This window comes from Agromyces albus, assembly GCF_004134825.1.
GTDB classification, from domain to species: Bacteria; Actinomycetota; Actinomycetes; order Actinomycetales; family Microbacteriaceae; genus Agromyces; species Agromyces albus.
Map to the genome: position 1 here is coordinate 132008 of NZ_SDPN01000001.1, position 14631 is coordinate 146638.

Consider the following 14631-nt stretch of genomic DNA (forward strand, 5'->3'; position numbering starts at 1 on the left):
GCTACCGATCGGCGTCGGCGCGCACCCGGTACCGCAAGTGCGTGGCGAGCGCACCCTGCTGGACCCCGAGCGGATCGAGCTCGATGCGGTGTGGAGAGGAGTCGGGGAACAGCCTCGCGCCGCCGCCGAGCAGCACGGGCGCCAGGTGGAGGCGCACCTCGTGCACGAGTCCGAGCGCGAGCGCCTGGCGTGCGACATCCGCTCCGCCCATGATGCAGACGGATGCCGCGGCGGCCGCGTCGTCGGCCCGGGCCACCGCCTCGGCGACCCCGCCGGTCACGAACTCGTACCGCGATCCGCCCCGCTCGAACGGCTCGCGGTCACGGGTCGTCACGACGAAGACCGGGCGACCCTCGAACACCGGGTCGTCGCCCCACGGACCCTCGCCGACGTCGAACGTGCGGCGTCCGATCACGAACGCGCCCGTCGACTCGAACATGCGAGCGGCGACGCTGCGGTCGATCTCGTCGGGTGAGGCATCCGGTGCCCCCTCGGTGCCCCCGCCGCTGAATGCGCCCACGAAGTTGCCACCGAGCCACTCCTGCACGCGCTCGCCGCCCACGCCGAGCGGATCCTCGAGGCTCACCGCGGGTGCGGCCGTGAAGCCGTCGAGCGTCATCGTCATCTCGAGGAAGATGTGCGACACCGCTCAGCCCTTCGCCGGGACGTGCCGTTCGTCGGGACCGTTGTAGACGGAGAGCGGGCGGATAAGGGCGTTCGACGCCGCCTGCTCCATGATGTGCGCCGTCCACCCCGTGATACGGCTCGCCACGAAGAGCGGCGTGAACGTCTCGGTGTCGAAGCCCATGACGTGATAGGTCGGGCCGGTCGGGTAGTCGAGGTTCGGCTTGATGTTCTTGCGCTCGGCCATGCCCTTCTCGAGCGCCTCGTAGAGCTCGAGGAGGTCGCGGCGATCGTAGTGCTCGAGCATCCGCTCCATCGCATCGCGCATGGTCGGCACCCGGGAGTCGCCGTTCTTGTAGACGCGGTGCCCGAAGCCCATGATCTTGCGCTTCTCGGCGAGCGCGGCGTCGAGCCACGCCTCGGCGCGGTCGGCGGTGCCGATCTCGCCGAACGCGTGCATGACCGCCTCATTCGCCCCGCCGTGCAGTGCACCCTTGAGGGCGCCGATCGCACCCGTGACCGCGGAGTACAGGTCGGCGAGCGTCGACGTGATGACGCGCGCGGTGAAGGTCGAGGCGTTGAAGGAGTGCTCGGCGTAGAGGATCATCGACACGTCGAACGCGTTGACGACCGCGAGCTCTGGGGCTTCGCCGAACGCCTGCCAGAGGAAGTTCGCCGAATAGCCGAGGTCGGCGCGGGGCTCCACGAACTCGAGGTCGTGACGGCGACGCTGGTCGTAGGTGATGATCGAGGGGAGCTTCGCGAGCAAGCGGATCGACTTGTCGAGGTTTGCCTCGAGGGAGTCGTCGGGCGTGTTCGGGTCGCTCGCGCCGATGACGCTCACAGCGGTGCGCACGACGTCCATCGGGTGCGCCGTGAGCGGGATCTCGTCGACGATGCGCTTCACCTCGTGGTCGAGCCCGCGGTGCGAGCGCTCGAGCTCCTCGAACGCGGCGAGCTGCGCGTCATCGGGAAGCTCGCCGTACCAGAGCAGGTAGGCGACCTCTTCGAAGGTGACGGATGCCGCGAGCTCTTGCACCGGGTACCCGCGGTAGAGCAGCGAGTTCGTGTCGGAGTTGACCTTGGAGACGGCCGTGTAGTCGACCGGCACTCCAGCCAGGCCCTTGTAGATGACGGGCTCTGCCCCCTGCTGATCGCTCATCGTGCTCCTCGCGTGACGATGCGGCCGCTGCGGCGCGACCGCTCCCCCAGCCTACGACCTGCGGAGGGTGTCCGGTGGTCGAGTAGCGCCCGCCGCAGGCGGACGCGTATCGAGGCCACTCAGCGAGCGACGCGGAAGTTGAAGATCGAGGTGTCGAAGCGGTTGTAGCCCTCGTAGTCGATGAGCTCGTACAGGTCGGCACGATGCTGCATCTCGCCGAGGAGGCCGTTCAGGCTTCCGGATGCCTCGAGCTCGTCGAGCCCGCGGACGGCCGAGCCCATCGCGAGACGCAGCAGCGACACGGGCCAGATCACGAGGTTCATGCCGACATCCGCCAGCTGCTGCACCGTGAAGAGCTCGCTCTTGCCGAACTCGGTCATGTTGGCGAGGAGCGGCACGTCGACGGCGGCGCGGATCGCCGCGAACTCCTCGAGCGAGGCCATCGCCTCGGGGAAGATCGCGTCGGCGCCCGCGTCGACGAGCTTCTTCGCGCGGTCGACCGCGGCAGGAAGACCATCGACGGCACGGATGTCGGTGCGCGCCATGACGAGGAAGTTCGGGTCGCGGCGGGCGTCGACGGCGGCACGGATGCGCTGCAGGGCCGTGGACTCGTCGACGACCTGCTTGCCGTCGAGGTGGCCGCAGCGCTTCGGGTTCACCTGGTCTTCGATGTGGAGGCCCGCGAGGCCCGCATCTTCCATCTCCTGCACGGTGCGGGCGACGTTCATCGGCTCGCCGAACCCGGTGTCGGCGTCGATGATCGCGGGCAGCTCGGTCATCCTGGCGATCTGCTTGCCGCGCCCGGCGACCTCGGTGAGCGTCGTGAGGCCGATGTCGGGCAGTCCCAGGTCGGCCGAGAGCACGGCTCCCGAGATGTAGACGCCGTCGAAGCCCTTCTGCTCGATCAGCCGCGCGGAGAGCGGGTTGAACGCGCCTGGGAAGCGGAGGATCTCGCCGCTCGCGAGCCGTTCGCGGAAGAGCCGGCGCTTCTCGGCGGGCGCCGTGGTGGCGTACAACATGGTGCGACTCTCTCTCAGCGCGATTCAGTCCAGGGGGCGTTTGCATGACATTCGCCCATTTGCATGACGTTCTCGCGCGTAAACGTCATGCAAACCACCCCATGTCATGCAAACAGGGCCACTGCAGGATCTGATGGAAGCAGGCCTCCATCAGAAGAGGCCCTGCGGGATGTCGATGCCGACGAGCGCACCGGGCGCCGCCGTGATCGTGAGGCCGCCGAGCTCGTCGGGGCCGAGTTCGGGCAGGCGCTGCGCGAGCTCGAGGAACCGCTCGATCTCGGCCTCCTCGAGCACCCACTCGGCGAGCGAGCGGAACTTCTGCACGTACTGCTCGCGGCCGAACGGACGGGCACCCAGCGGGTGCGCGTCGGCGACGGCGATCTCGTCGACGATCTCGCCGCCGTCGGCGAGCTTGATGACGACCCGGCCGCCGAACGCCTTCTCGGCCATGTCGAGCGAGTGGTAGCGGCGCGTCCACTCGGGGTCTTCGACGGTCGTGACCTTCTTCCACAGCTCGACCGTGTCGGCGCGGTGGGCCCGCTCGGGCGAGTAGGAGTCGGCGTGGTTCCACGCGCCGTCCTGCAGGGCGACCGTGAAGATGTACGGGATCGAGTGGTCGAGCGTCTCGCGCGAGGCGTCGGGGTCGTACTTCTGCGGGTCGTTCGCCCCCGAGCCGATCACGAAGTGCGTGTGGTGCGAAGTGTGCAGCACGATCGACTCGATGCGTTCGGGGTCGTCGAGGATGAGCGGGTACTCCTCGTGGAGCTTGCGCGCGAGGTCGATCCACGCTTGCGCCTGGTACTCCGCCGAGTGCTCCTTCGTGTACGAGTCGAGGATGGCGCGCTTGGGCTCGCCCTCGTCGGGAATCGACACCTCGTAGGAGGCATCCGGCCCCCCGAGGAGCCAGGCGATCACGCCGTCTTCACCCTCGTAGATCGGCACGGGGCTCGTCTGCCCGCGCATCGCGCGGTCGACCGCTTCGACGGCCATCTTCCCGGCGAACGCGGGGGCGTGCGCCTTCCACGTGGAGATCTCGCCCTTGCGGGACTGGCGGGTCGCCGTCGTGGTGTGCAGCGCCTGGCCGATGGCCTGGAAGATCGTCTCCTGGTCGAGGCCGAGGAGCGTTCCGATGCCCGCGGCGGCCGACGGACCGAGGTGCGCGACGTGGTCGATCTTGTGCTCGTGCAGCGAGATCGCCTTCGCGAGGTCGATCTGCACCTCGTAGGCGGTCGCGATGCTGCGCACGATGTCACGGCCGCTGAGCCCGCGGTTCGCAGCGAGGTGCTGGGCGACGGCGACGATCGGCGGGATGTTGTCGCCGGGGTGCGAGTACTCGGCGGCGAGGAACGTGTCGTGGAAGTCGAGCTCGCGCACGGCGACCCCGTTCGCCCACGCCGCCCACTCGGGAGACGTGCGGCGCGCGGCATCCGCGCCGAAGACGGTGGCGCCGTCGCCCCCGATCGAGACCGGGTGGGCGAGCGCCTGGCTCCGCGCCGACACCACCGGCCCGCGCCCGAGTGAGGCCGCCGCGACCGCAGCATTGTCGATGACCCGGTTGACGACCATCTCGATGACGTCGTCGTCGAGTTCGACTGGATCGACCGCGACGCCGGCCAGCTGCCAGGCGAGCTGGCCCTCGCGAGCGAGGTTCTCGTCACTCCGGTGTGTGCGCAAATGGTGGGTCTTCACCCGTCCAACGCTAGCGGGTGGGGTGCCGGATGCCGCGGCGGAACACGTTCTCCCAGCGCTTGCGCGGCTCAGCTCGGCCAGACCGGCTCGTGCACCTGCTCCTCGAGCACGCGTGCCGCGAGCCCGCGGTCGACCTCGCCGAGGGTCGCCGGACGCCACTTCGGCGAGCGGTCTTTATCGATCACCTGCGCTCGAATGCCCTCGCGCAGGTCGTGCTGCTCCATGAACCACGACACGAGCCGGAACTCCTGCTCGAGCGCGTCTTCGAGGCGCGGCAGGGTGCGGGCGCGGCGCACCGACTCGAGCGTCAGCGTGAGCGCGGTCGGCGAGAGCGTCTCGAGCTCGTCGGCGGCAGCTGCGGCGTATGCGGAGGCGGCGGGGTCGAGCGGATGCCGCAACAGCTCGGTCGCCGCCGGGTCGCCGATCCGGCCCGCGGCATCCGCTCGGCCCTCGGAGAATGCGCGCAGGCGCTCGATGATCTCGGCGACCGTGGGCGCGGAGTAGCAGGCGTCGACCCAGTCGCGTGAGAGGGCGAGTGTTGACGGGCCGGGCGTCTCGTCGAAGAGCATGACGATCTCGTAGGGACTGCCCGGGTCGGCGCGCTCGGTGAGGGCCTGCAGCAGGTGCGGAATGAGTTCGGAGGTCACGAACGCGTCGGCGAATCCCGCGTGCAGGGCGTCGGCGGCGTCCATCGTGCGGGAGTTGAGGCCGACGTGCACGCCGAGCTCGCCGGGCGCCCTGCCGAGCAGCCACGATCCGCCGACGTCGGGCGTGAATCCGATGCGGGTCTCGGGCATCGCGACGCGCGACCGCTCGGTGACGATGCGGATCGACGCGTGCCCGGCGAGGCCGATGCCGCCACCCATCGTGATGCCGTCCATGATCGCGACGACCGGCTTCGGGTAGCGGGCGATCATCGCATCGAGGCGGTACTCCGCCCGGAAGAAGGCGCGCGCCTCTTCGTGCCGGTCATCGGTCGCGTATCCGTAGAGCTCGCGGATGTCGCCGCCGGCCGAGAAGCCGCGCTCGCCTGCGCCGTCGAGCACGACGAGCTCCACCTGGGAGTCGTGTCGCCAGTCCACGAACACCTCGGTGAGCCGCCGGATCATCTCGTAGCTCAAGGCGTTGAGCGCCTGGGGCCGGTCGAGCGTGACGTGGCCGACACCGTCGGCGACGCTCGTGGAGATATGGTCGCTCACGAGTCACACCGTAGCGGCATCCCGCCCGGCGGCGTAGCCTCCCCTTCGAGGAGGGGTCATGATCGAATCCGCGTTCCCGATTCTCGAAGTGCCCGACGTTGAGGCCGCGCTCGGCTTCTACCGCGACGGGCTCGGTGCCATGGTGGTCTACCGGTTTCCACCCGAGGGTCCGCCGGCGTACATCTCGCTACAGGCCGGCTCCTCCTCGATCGGCATCGGCTTCGCCGAGACGGTGACGCCGCCGTCGAACATGCTCCTGTGGTTCTACGTCGACGACGTCGATGCCGTCACGGCCGCGCTCGCCGCCCGCGGCGCCGAGGTGATCGAGGAGCCCGTCGACCAGGAGTGGGGCGAGCGCACGTCGCTCGTCACCGATCCGTTCGGCACGCGCGTGCGGTTGGGTGCGGCGATCTCGCCGCCGCCCGACGAGGAGTAGGGCCGGCCGTTTGCTCAGGTAGCCGGCGCGCTCGACGGTGCCGGCTCGAGCGCGAGCACCTCGACGGGCGTGCGCAGCTCGAAACCGAGCCGTTCGTAGAGCCCAATGGCGGCCCGATTGGTCGCGTAGACGTGCAGGAACGGCGTCTCGCCTCGCGTCACGATGCGGTCGGCCATCGCGGCGGAGAGCATCGCCGCGTACCCGTGACCCCGGTGATCGGGATGCGTGCACACGCCACTCACCTCGGCGAAGCCCTCGGGCTTCATCCGCTCGCCCGCCATCGCCACGAGGCGTCCGTCGACGCGAACGCCGAGGAAGCCGCCGAGCTCGGGCGTGCGCGACTCGAACGGACCGGGCACGGTGAGCTTGGCCAGCGCGACCATCTCGGCGGCGTCTGCCGCGGTGAGCGGCACGAGGTCGGATGTCGCAGGCACGGCGCGCAATCGGTCGAGCACGAGTTGCAAGCCCCGGGCCGCCAGACGTGTGGTGGTGCCGGGCGGCAGCGGAATCGCGTCGCGCTGCAGCAGCACGACCGGACCGTGAGCGGCGACGAGCTCCCCGAGCCGCGCGAGGTGCTCTGGGTCGTCAGCGGCGACGGCCGCGAACGGCCCGATCTCGGGATCGAAGCGCCGGGCGAGGTCGTCGCCGACAGCGAGGTCGCGCTGGCGCGTCGTGAGGGCGCTCCACACCGGGCGATCGAGCGGATGCCGCGTCATCGCGTCGCCTCGGCAGCGTCGCGCACCGCGGCCGCCCGCCGGTCGAGCGGCACGAGGGCGAGCCGCGCCTCGATCTCGCCGAGCTGGCCGAGGAGCGGCCCCTCGAGGTCGCCGCAGAGATCGGCCACGGCGCGGTCGACGTGCGGCCACACCGACCGTCGCGCCACCTCGACGACGCGCTCGCCCTCTGCGCTGAGCTGCACCGAGCGGCGTCGCCGGTCGCTCGACCCGGGCTGCACGGTGATGAGCCCGAGGTCGGCGAGGCGCGTGACACTGCGGGTGATGCCGGGCTGGCTCACGCCCACGGCTTCGGCGAGCTCGCCGATCGTGAGCCCGCCGGGGCGGTCGAGCGCGGCGAGCAGGGGGAACTGGCTCGCCGGCAGCGAGAGCCCGCTCGCCTCGATGAAGCGCGTCGTCTCGGCCTGCAACCGTTCGCCGAGCCGTTTCAGCCGGGAACCGAGCGCGAGATGACCGAGACCCTCGACGACGTCTTCGACCACGATTCCTCCTCGTTCCATAACAGGATATATAGCGCGTTATGAATGTGCAAAGCGCCGCGGGAGTAGCATCGCTCCATGGTCCCCGTCGAGAACCTCTGGGCGTTCGCCCTGGCATCCGTCGTGCTCATCCTGATCCCCGGTCCGAGCGTGCTGTTCGTGATCGGTCGCTCGCTCGCGCTCGGGCGCCTCGGCGGCCTGCTCAGCGTGCTCGGCAATGCGATCGGCATGCTGCCGCTCATCGCCGCCGTGGCGCTCGGCGTCGGCGTGGTCGTCGCGCAGTCCGTTGTGATCTTCACGATCATCAAGTTCGTCGGAGCGCTCTACCTCGTCTACCTCGGCATCCAGGCGATCCGGCACCGAGCGGATGCCGCTGCCGGCGTGAACGGCGAACTCCCGTCGCGGTCGCACTGGCGCCAGCTCGGCGAGGGGTTCATCGTCGGCGTCACGAACCCCAAGACCATCGCGTTCTTCGTCGCCGTGCTCCCGCAGTTCGTCGACTTCAGCGGCGGACCGATCCCTCTGCAGTTGTTCGAACTCGGCGTCGTGTTCGTCGTGCTCGCACTCCTCTGCGACTCGGTCTGGGCTCTCGCCGCGAGTGGGGCCCGCACCTGGTTCGCCCGCTCACCGAGGCGCGCCTCGCACCTCGCCGCGACCGGCGGCGTCATGATGATCGGGCTCGGGGGCGTGCTCGCGTTCAGCGGCAACGGCAGCAAGCACTGACGGCGCCTGCAGGCGCGGGAGTCGGCGGGGTTCAGTCGCCTGAGGCGGTGCCCACGAGGATGCCTCGGCCGAGCCCGTGGAAGAAGAGCTGCATGCCGAGGGTGGCGAGCGCGGCATCCGTCGACACGTCGACGTGCGGCACGTCGAGCGCGTGCACGACGAAGAAGTAGCGGTGCACTCCCGTTCCGGGCGGCGGCGTGGGGCCCGAGTAGCGGCGCTCGCGGTCGTCGTTCAGCAGCATGAGGGCGCCCTCGGGGAGGTTGTCGCCGCTCGCGGCGCCGGCATCCGTCGGCAGGCTCGTCTGGGTCGCCGCGAGGTTGACGACCGCCCAGTGCCACCAGCCTGAGGCGCTCGGGGCGTCGGGGTCGAAGCACGTGACGGCGAAGCTGCGGGTCTCAGCCGGGAAGCCGGTCCAGCTGAGCTGCGGCGACCGGTCGAGGCCGCGGTGGCTCGACCCCACTTGCGCTCGGTCGAGGGCGCCGTCGCCCCGCACATCGCTGCTCACGAGACTGAACGCCTCGACGGGCTTCAATCCCTGCAGGGCCTCGTACGGGTTGTAGTCGAACATCACGATCTCCTCGAGTCGGACGCCATCACGACGGTGCACCACGCCACAGGGGCGCAGGTCTCTCGCGACCAGCGTACGTCGCACGCTCTTTGGGCGACAGGCGTTGCCCGGCGATCCAGGACGTGCTCGGCCTTAACCTGAACTGATCGCGACGGAGCCGCCTGCCGTCCCGGCCGTCGGGTCGTCGCCGGCGAGACGAATCAGACCAGGTTCCTCGATCCACTCGATCATTTGTGGCGATGGAGCCATGGGTCGGCTAGTCCGGCACTCCCGTGATCCATTCGTCAATGCTGATTCCAAAGAGTGCAAGTGGTGCATTCCCGAACCAAAGCGCAAAGAACGAGATCAACACGAAGACCGCTGCAGCCGTGACCGCGACGATAACGGCACCGCGCTTCTCGGGTGCAGCTCTCAGGCTCAATGCCACTGCCCCGGACACGACTGCGACGATGGCCGCGATCTCCAGCACCAACCAAACGCTGAGAAATGCCGGGTAGAAGAAGAGTGTGAACGACTGTCTCCAGACATAGACCGGGAGCCACCACACCAGCCACAGAATCGCAAACGAGACCCAGACGCCGACGGTTGCATAGACTGCCACGCTTGCCAGCCATCGGCGTGTGGCGTTCGGCGCCACGGTGTCCTCACTCACGGGACGACTCTATGCCTCGACCACGTGCTCCACGCACGACAGCGACCACCCAGCGAGCGCCCGTAAAATCTGCGGGTGGCCGTCGCCAAGATCCTGCTCTACTACGTCTTCACGCCGCTCGCCGACCCCGAGGCGATCCGCGTGTGGCAGCGTGACCTCGCCGACTCGCTCGGCCTGCGCGGTCGTATCCTCATCTCGAAGGACGGCCTGAACGGCACCCTCGGCGGCGAGCTCGACGCGCTCAAGCGCTACGTGCGCAAGACGCGCGACTACCCCGCGTTCAAGGACATCGACTTCAAGTGGAGCGGCGGCACCGGTCTCGATGACGAGGGCGGCAGCCTCGACTTCCCCAAGCTCAGCGTGAAGGTGCGCGACGAGATCGTGAGCTTCGGTGCACCCGGCGAGCTCGAGGTCGACGCCGGTGGCGTCGTGGGCGGCGGCACGAAGCTCTCGCCCGAGGCGCTGCACGAGCTCGTGGCCGAACGCGGCGACGAAGTGGTCTTCTTCGACGGACGCAATGCGCTCGAGGCGGCGATCGGGCGATTCCGAGGGGCCGTCGTTCCCGACGTGGCGACGACGCGCGACTTCGTGGCCGAGCTCGACTCGGGCAAGTACGACGAGCTGAAGGGCAAGCCCGTCGTCACGTACTGCACCGGCGGCGTGCGCTGCGAGGTGCTCTCGAGCCTCATGACGAGCCGCGGGTTCGGCGAGGTGTACCAACTCGACGGCGGCATTGCCCGCTACGGCGAGCGCTACGGCGACGACGGCCTCTGGGACGGCTCGCTCTACGTCTTCGACGCGCGCGGCGCGGTCGACTTCAGCGATCACGCTGCGGTCATCGGTCGCTGCGAGATCTGCGGTTCGCCGGCGAGTCGAACTTCCGATTGCACGGATGCCGCCTGCCCCACGCAGCTCGTCGCGTGCGAGGCCTGCGCCCCTGCCCCGTGCGCCGAGCACGCCCGCCTGGTGGTTGAGTAGGCAGCGAAGCAGGTGTATCGAAACCACCCCGCGTGCCCCGGTGGTTGAGTAGCCAGCGAAGCAGGTGTATCGAAACCACCCTGCGCATCCTTGTCTCCTCCTCAACACCCGGCCGCCGCAGCCGCGCACCGCGAGCCCTTCACCGGCCCCGGTTGCACCAGCACCCGCCGGCCCACACTCGACTGCATGCCGCACATCTGCATTCCTCGAATGTGCCGACGGCTCCACCTACGTCGGCAGCACCAACGACCTTGCTCGCCGACTCCTCGAGCACGAACGCGGGGAGGGGTCCGTGTACACCAAGTCCCGCAGGCCGGTGAAGCTCGTATACGCCCATGAGGTGGATCGTTTCGACACGGCGTTCGCACTCGAGAAGCAGGTGCAGGGATGGAGCCGGGCGAAGCGTCGGGCACTCATTGAAGGTCGGCTCGAGCTCCTGCCTGAGCTCGCTCGCAAGGCGCCGAGGGCGCGGGTGGTCGGCCAGATCCGCGGTGGTGGTTTCGATACGCCTGCTTCGCGGGCTACTCAACCACCGGAGTGAGTGGTTTCGATACGCCTGCTTCGCGGGCTACTCAACCACCGGAGCGGCGGGGTCGAGGGCGGCGGGCGTAGGCGCGAGCGTTGTGGCTCGAGAGTGCGAGTAGCACGAGGATGTCGAGGGAGAGGGTGATCAGCGTCGTTCGCAGCGTGATCTCGGCGTCATCGCTGAAGTAGTCGATCGCCGCGACCGTGATGCTGATCGTCGCGAAGACCATGACGGTGATGCGGGCCCAGTTGCTGCCGCGATACACAAGCAGGGCCATGGCGAGCACCGCCAGCAGGATGACGGCGCCGATGATGAGCACCACGGTGAGGATGACAGCGGATGCCGCGGTCTCATCGGTGCCCGGCTCGAGCTCGATGTCCAGGTCCTCGGTGACCACGCGGTCCCACTCCAGGGCGAGCGCGATGAGCCACACCACGCCCGCGAGCGCGCGAAGCACCACCAGCACCGCGCCGAACGACGTGGCGATCGGCCGGCGCATCTGCGGCGGCGGCGTCTCGCGCTCCAGGAGCACGGCGGGAGGCTCGAAGGCCGGACGCTTCTCGACGCTCATGACGTCTTCACCCCCGGCACCACGCGAACGCGCTCAGGAGCGGCATCCGATATATCCGACTCCTCGATCGCAGCGACCCGCTCCTCGCGCACGTCGCTCACGTCGAGCACCGGCAGGTCGCCGTCGGTGCGCACGGAGTCGCCGCCGCCGTTGCGCGAGTGGTAGCCGGTCGAGAAGTCACGCAGGATGACGACGCGCGCGTCGGGGTTCGCGGCGAGCACGGTGCTCACGATGTGGTCGCGCTCGACGTCGATGTCGGCGTCGATCTTGTGCGTGACCTGCAGCGTGAAGAGCGAGAACCCGACGGCGCGGTCGAACGTGCCGGCCGCGAGCCAGTCGACCCGGCGACCGCCCGGCAGGAGCCAGCCGTCGGGGGTGCGCCAGAAGCGCACGTGATGGCGCCTCGCGGGATTGCCGAGCACCTCCTGCTGGTAGGCGAAGTCCTGCTGGCGGCCGAAGAGGAACAGCGGGCTCACGGGCGCCTCGTCGTAGCTGCGGCGCGTGATCGTCGAGGTGACGATGCGCCAGCTCGAGGCGAGGGTCACGTCGTCGGCGCGGGTCCAGGCGGCGGCCCGCATCGCGGCGTGCACGGATGCCTCGTCGCCGTCGAGCGCGAGGTTCACCGGGTCGCCGAGCAGGCCGTCGCTCGTGCGGGCCCGCCCGATGAAGTAGTCGGGCACGTAGATCGTCGTGAGGATGCGGTGCAGACGCGGCAGCACGAGGTAGGCGAGCACGAGCCAGAACACGACGAAGAACGCGATGCCGAACCAGCCGAACGCGAACGTCTCGCTGAGCACGAGCCACGCCAGCCAGACCGCCGCGAGCCCGGCGTAGACGAAGAAGAATCCGTCGAGGGCGGCGTTGATCGAGAATCGCCGCGGTGGCGGCGGCTCGGATGTGTCGGCGCCCGGCTCGCCCATGTGTGCATGCTATCGCCCGGCTGCCTCGCTCGGCCTCGATGTCAGAGGATCAGAGGAGGCCCGTGACGAACAGGTGGTGCTCGATGGCGTACGTCGCCGCTGCGGTGCGCGAGCGCACGCCGAGCTTGTCGAAGATGTTGCTGACGTGGCGGTCCACGGTGCGTTCGCTCAGGAACAGCTCGGATGCGATCGCATGGTTCGTCTTCCCGTTCGCCACGAGGCGGAGCACTTCCATCTCGCGAGCACTCAGCCCGTGCGTCCCTGCACCTTCGCCCGGTGCAAGGAGGCGCTCGACTCGGTGCAGGTCAGGCAGCGCCCCGAGCCGGGCGAACGTCTCGGCGGCCGAGCGCAATTCGAACACGGCGGCCTCCTCGTCGGAGAGGTCGCGGCAGGCGGCCGCGATGAGCACCGACGCCTTGGCTGTCTCGTAGGGCGCATCGAGGTCGCGCCACGTCGTGGCTGCGGCCCGCAGCAGGGGCAGCGCGTCGGCGGCGCGTGCTTCGGCCAACGCAACACCCGCCCGGGCGAACGCGAGCTCCGCACGCATCGCCGCGGTGGGAAAGCCGTCGGCGACCATGACGAGTTCATCGAGTGCGCGCTTGGCCTCCTCGACCTCTCCGGCCGCCAGCAATGCCGTCACCAGGTCGGGGAGGAGCCGGCATCGGTCGAGGTCGCTCCCGGCCTCTGCGAGCGCACGCCGCATCCCCGTGACGGCCGTGCCGACCTCACCCTGGGCGAGCCGCAGCAGCGCGAGGCCCGGCTGGATCGGCTCCCCGTAGTCGCTCGCACGGCGGTAGGCGTCCTCGGCCTCAGCAACGTCTCCGAGCAGCCGATGCATCTCGGCGAGGTGGTAGTACGCGTGGCCGACCACGCGGCGGCCGTAGCCCTCCGCGAGTTCGATGCACACGTCGTCGAGCTCCTCGACGGCCGCGTGCCACGAGCCCTGCAGCCGCAGGAGCAGGGAGCGGTAGATGCGGCAGTTGCCGAAGTACGCGCCGTGAAGCGGGGGCAGTGTGTTGAGCCATCCGTCGAGGGACCGACCCCACTCCCTGACCCGGCCCAGCTCGAGCGCTTCGTGGCACGTCGCGATCGCGGAGCAGTACAGCATGCTCGTCACGCGTGGTGACGTGGCCCCCTCGGTGACCGACAGCATGCCCTCGTCCATGCGGCCCAGTCCCTCTTCGAGCCGGCCCGCCTTGAGCAGGGCGCGGCCGCAGATCGTCGTGGCGAACGCGAAGAGGTCGACCACTCCCTGCCGTGCACCGAGCTCCGCCGCGCGCCGCGCGAGCCCGACCGCATCCTCGTACTCCCCCGCAGCCACCTGGCCGTAGGCCTGCGTGATGAGCAGCCACCCCTGTTCATGACCTTCGGGATGCTCCGCCACCATCTGTCGCACCCGGGCCGCCCAGCCGCCCGCTCGCGCGAACTCGCCGTCCAGTATCAGTGCCTGCCACAGCCAGAACCCAGCGGTCACCGCGGCGTCGAGCTCGCCGGCGCTGACGCGCGCATGGTAGACCCGCTCGAGGGCGCGAACCGCGTCATCGCCGCGCCCGAGGATCTGGGCGCTCTCGGCGAGGAGTTCTAGGTCGTCGACGCCGAGAGGCTCGGCGTGGTCGGCGAGCAGGAATTCGTCGCAGGCCTCCGCCCACCGGGACTGCCGATGCAGGTCTCGGGCGTGGATCACGAGGGCTGCGACGTCCTCCATGGAGTTCCCTCCCGAATTCGATCATCCCACCGGTGCCGCCCGAGCGCCCGCCCTTGCGCCCGCACGTGCACCCGGCGCGAAGTACCCATCCGCCCGGTCAGGAACGGCGCGTTCTGCGGATGTCGCATGCAGGCGCCACGGCGCACGATGAGCGCATCGCCCCGAACACGGGGCCCATCCCGACAAGGAGGCCATCATGTCCGAGCCGTTCATCTTCATCGGAACGCACCGCGCTCGCGAAGGCAAGCTCGAGGAGTTCCAGGAGTACTTCATCGACTTCTGCAAGACCGTCGTCGAGCCCAACGAGCCCAGGCTGCTGTCGTTCCACGGCTACGCCGACGCTCCGGCCAACGAGGTCACCGTGGTGCAGATCCACCCCGACGCCGAGTCCATGGCCCACCACATGTCGGTCATCACCGAGCACGTCACCGTCGCATACCGCGATCTCCTCGAGCCGAAGAGCCGGTTCCAGGTCTACGGGGTCGCACGCGGCCCGGTGCTCGACATGGTGCGGGAGATGGGGCGCACCGACGGTGACGCCCTCACCGTGAGGCAGGCGTTCACGGGCTTCGAGCGGCTCCCGCGCGTGTGAACCCGGCACACGTGCGAGCGCCCGCAACCCGCCGCCCGTCGCTTCCGCCGAGGC

The 14631-nt window shown here is 69.5% G+C and carries 17 protein-coding genes; 5 read left to right on the forward strand and 12 right to left on the reverse strand.

The genetic code is table 11. The features are described 5' to 3' along the window. Position 1: 1 nt before the first annotated feature. From ESP51_RS00645 to ESP51_RS00665, 5 genes are all read right to left on the reverse strand, one after another. Positions 2-646 (reverse strand): dihydrofolate reductase family protein, encoded by a 645-nt coding sequence (locus tag ESP51_RS00645; RefSeq protein WP_129518946.1) that lies wholly within the window; start codon positions 644-646, stop codon positions 2-4. A 3-nt stretch (positions 647-649) separates the two neighbouring features. Further along, positions 650-1786, reverse strand: coding sequence for a bifunctional 2-methylcitrate synthase/citrate synthase (locus ESP51_RS00650; RefSeq protein WP_129518947.1), 1137 nt, complete (start codon positions 1784-1786; stop codon positions 650-652). Between the two features lie 119 nt (positions 1787-1905). Next, a complete protein-coding gene (prpB, locus tag ESP51_RS00655; RefSeq protein WP_129518948.1) occupies positions 1906-2805 on the reverse strand; it encodes a methylisocitrate lyase in 900 nt (299 codons plus the stop codon). A 150-nt stretch (positions 2806-2955) separates the two neighbouring features. Beyond that, positions 2956-4494: an MmgE/PrpD family protein gene (locus ESP51_RS00660; RefSeq protein ID WP_129518949.1), complete on the reverse strand. Its 1539-nt coding sequence runs from the start codon at positions 4492-4494 to the stop codon at positions 2956-2958. 68 nt (positions 4495-4562) lie between these two features. Continuing rightward, entirely contained in the window at positions 4563-5693 is a 1131-nt protein-coding gene (locus ESP51_RS00665; protein ID WP_129518950.1) for an enoyl-CoA hydratase/isomerase family protein, read from the reverse strand. Positions 5694-5751: 58 nt separating this feature from the next. Between ESP51_RS00665 and ESP51_RS00670 the strand changes: the two genes are divergently transcribed. Then, positions 5752-6129 (forward strand): VOC family protein, encoded by a 378-nt coding sequence (locus tag ESP51_RS00670; RefSeq protein ID WP_129518951.1) that lies wholly within the window; start codon positions 5752-5754, stop codon positions 6127-6129. 14 nt (positions 6130-6143) lie between these two features. Here the strand turns inward: ESP51_RS00670 and ESP51_RS00675 are convergent, their stop codons facing one another. Together ESP51_RS00675 and ESP51_RS00680 are read right to left on the reverse strand one after the other, a co-directional pair. Continuing rightward, positions 6144-6845: a GNAT family N-acetyltransferase gene (locus ESP51_RS00675; protein WP_129518952.1), complete on the reverse strand. Its 702-nt coding sequence runs from the start codon at positions 6843-6845 to the stop codon at positions 6144-6146. Next, the gene (locus tag ESP51_RS00680) at positions 6842-7345 is read right to left on the reverse strand and encodes a MarR family winged helix-turn-helix transcriptional regulator (RefSeq protein ID WP_129518953.1); all 504 of its coding nucleotides are present in this window, start codon (positions 7343-7345) and stop codon (positions 6842-6844) included. The genes ESP51_RS00675 and ESP51_RS00680 overlap by 4 nt, the downstream gene beginning before the upstream one ends. 75 nt (positions 7346-7420) lie before the next feature. Between ESP51_RS00680 and ESP51_RS00685 the strand changes: the two genes are divergently transcribed. After that, complete coding sequence (locus ESP51_RS00685) at positions 7421-8065, forward strand: LysE family translocator (RefSeq protein WP_129518954.1); 645 nt, start codon at positions 7421-7423, stop codon at positions 8063-8065. A 31-nt stretch (positions 8066-8096) separates the two neighbouring features. On the opposite strand, the gene ESP51_RS00690 is transcribed toward ESP51_RS00685, so the two are convergent. Both ESP51_RS00690 and ESP51_RS00695 read right to left on the reverse strand, forming a co-directional pair. Continuing rightward, entirely contained in the window at positions 8097-8633 is a 537-nt protein-coding gene (locus ESP51_RS00690; protein WP_129518955.1) for a YbhB/YbcL family Raf kinase inhibitor-like protein, read from the reverse strand. Positions 8634-8889: 256 nt separating this feature from the next. Next, complete coding sequence (locus ESP51_RS00695; protein WP_129518956.1) at positions 8890-9285, reverse strand: hypothetical protein; 396 nt, start codon at positions 9283-9285, stop codon at positions 8890-8892. Positions 9286-9360: 75 nt separating this feature from the next. On the opposite strand from ESP51_RS00695, the gene trhO reads away from it, so the two are divergent. Together trhO and ESP51_RS00705 are read left to right on the forward strand one after the other, a co-directional pair. Then, positions 9361-10263: an oxygen-dependent tRNA uridine(34) hydroxylase TrhO gene (gene trhO, locus ESP51_RS00700; protein ID WP_129518957.1), complete on the forward strand. Its 903-nt coding sequence runs from the start codon at positions 9361-9363 to the stop codon at positions 10261-10263. Positions 10264-10327: 64 nt separating this feature from the next. After that, positions 10328-10804 carry a GIY-YIG nuclease family protein gene (locus tag ESP51_RS00705; RefSeq protein ID WP_129518958.1) on the forward strand — a complete coding sequence of 159 codons (477 nt, stop codon included), beginning with the start codon at positions 10328-10330 and terminating at the stop codon, positions 10802-10804. A 31-nt stretch (positions 10805-10835) separates the two neighbouring features. Here ESP51_RS00705 and ESP51_RS00710 read toward each other — a convergent pair whose 3' ends face one another. Genes ESP51_RS00710 through ESP51_RS20915 form a run of 3 tightly spaced genes read right to left on the reverse strand, consistent with a single transcriptional unit; the run spans position 10836 to position 13985 of the window. Beyond that, positions 10836-11360 (reverse strand): hypothetical protein, encoded by a 525-nt coding sequence (locus ESP51_RS00710; protein WP_129518959.1) that lies wholly within the window; start codon positions 11358-11360, stop codon positions 10836-10838. After that, positions 11357-12280 (reverse strand): LssY C-terminal domain-containing protein, encoded by a 924-nt coding sequence (locus tag ESP51_RS00715; RefSeq protein ID WP_129518960.1) that lies wholly within the window; start codon positions 12278-12280, stop codon positions 11357-11359. The genes ESP51_RS00710 and ESP51_RS00715 overlap by 4 nt, the downstream gene beginning before the upstream one ends. A 49-nt stretch (positions 12281-12329) precedes the next feature. Further along, the gene (locus ESP51_RS20915; protein WP_129518961.1) at positions 12330-13985 is read right to left on the reverse strand and encodes a helix-turn-helix transcriptional regulator; all 1656 of its coding nucleotides are present in this window, start codon (positions 13983-13985) and stop codon (positions 12330-12332) included. Positions 13986-14181: 196 nt separating this feature from the next. Between ESP51_RS20915 and ESP51_RS00725 the strand changes: the two genes are divergently transcribed. Next, entirely contained in the window at positions 14182-14577 is a 396-nt protein-coding gene (locus tag ESP51_RS00725) for a hypothetical protein (protein WP_129518962.1), read from the forward strand. Positions 14578-14631: the final 54 nt, after the last annotated feature.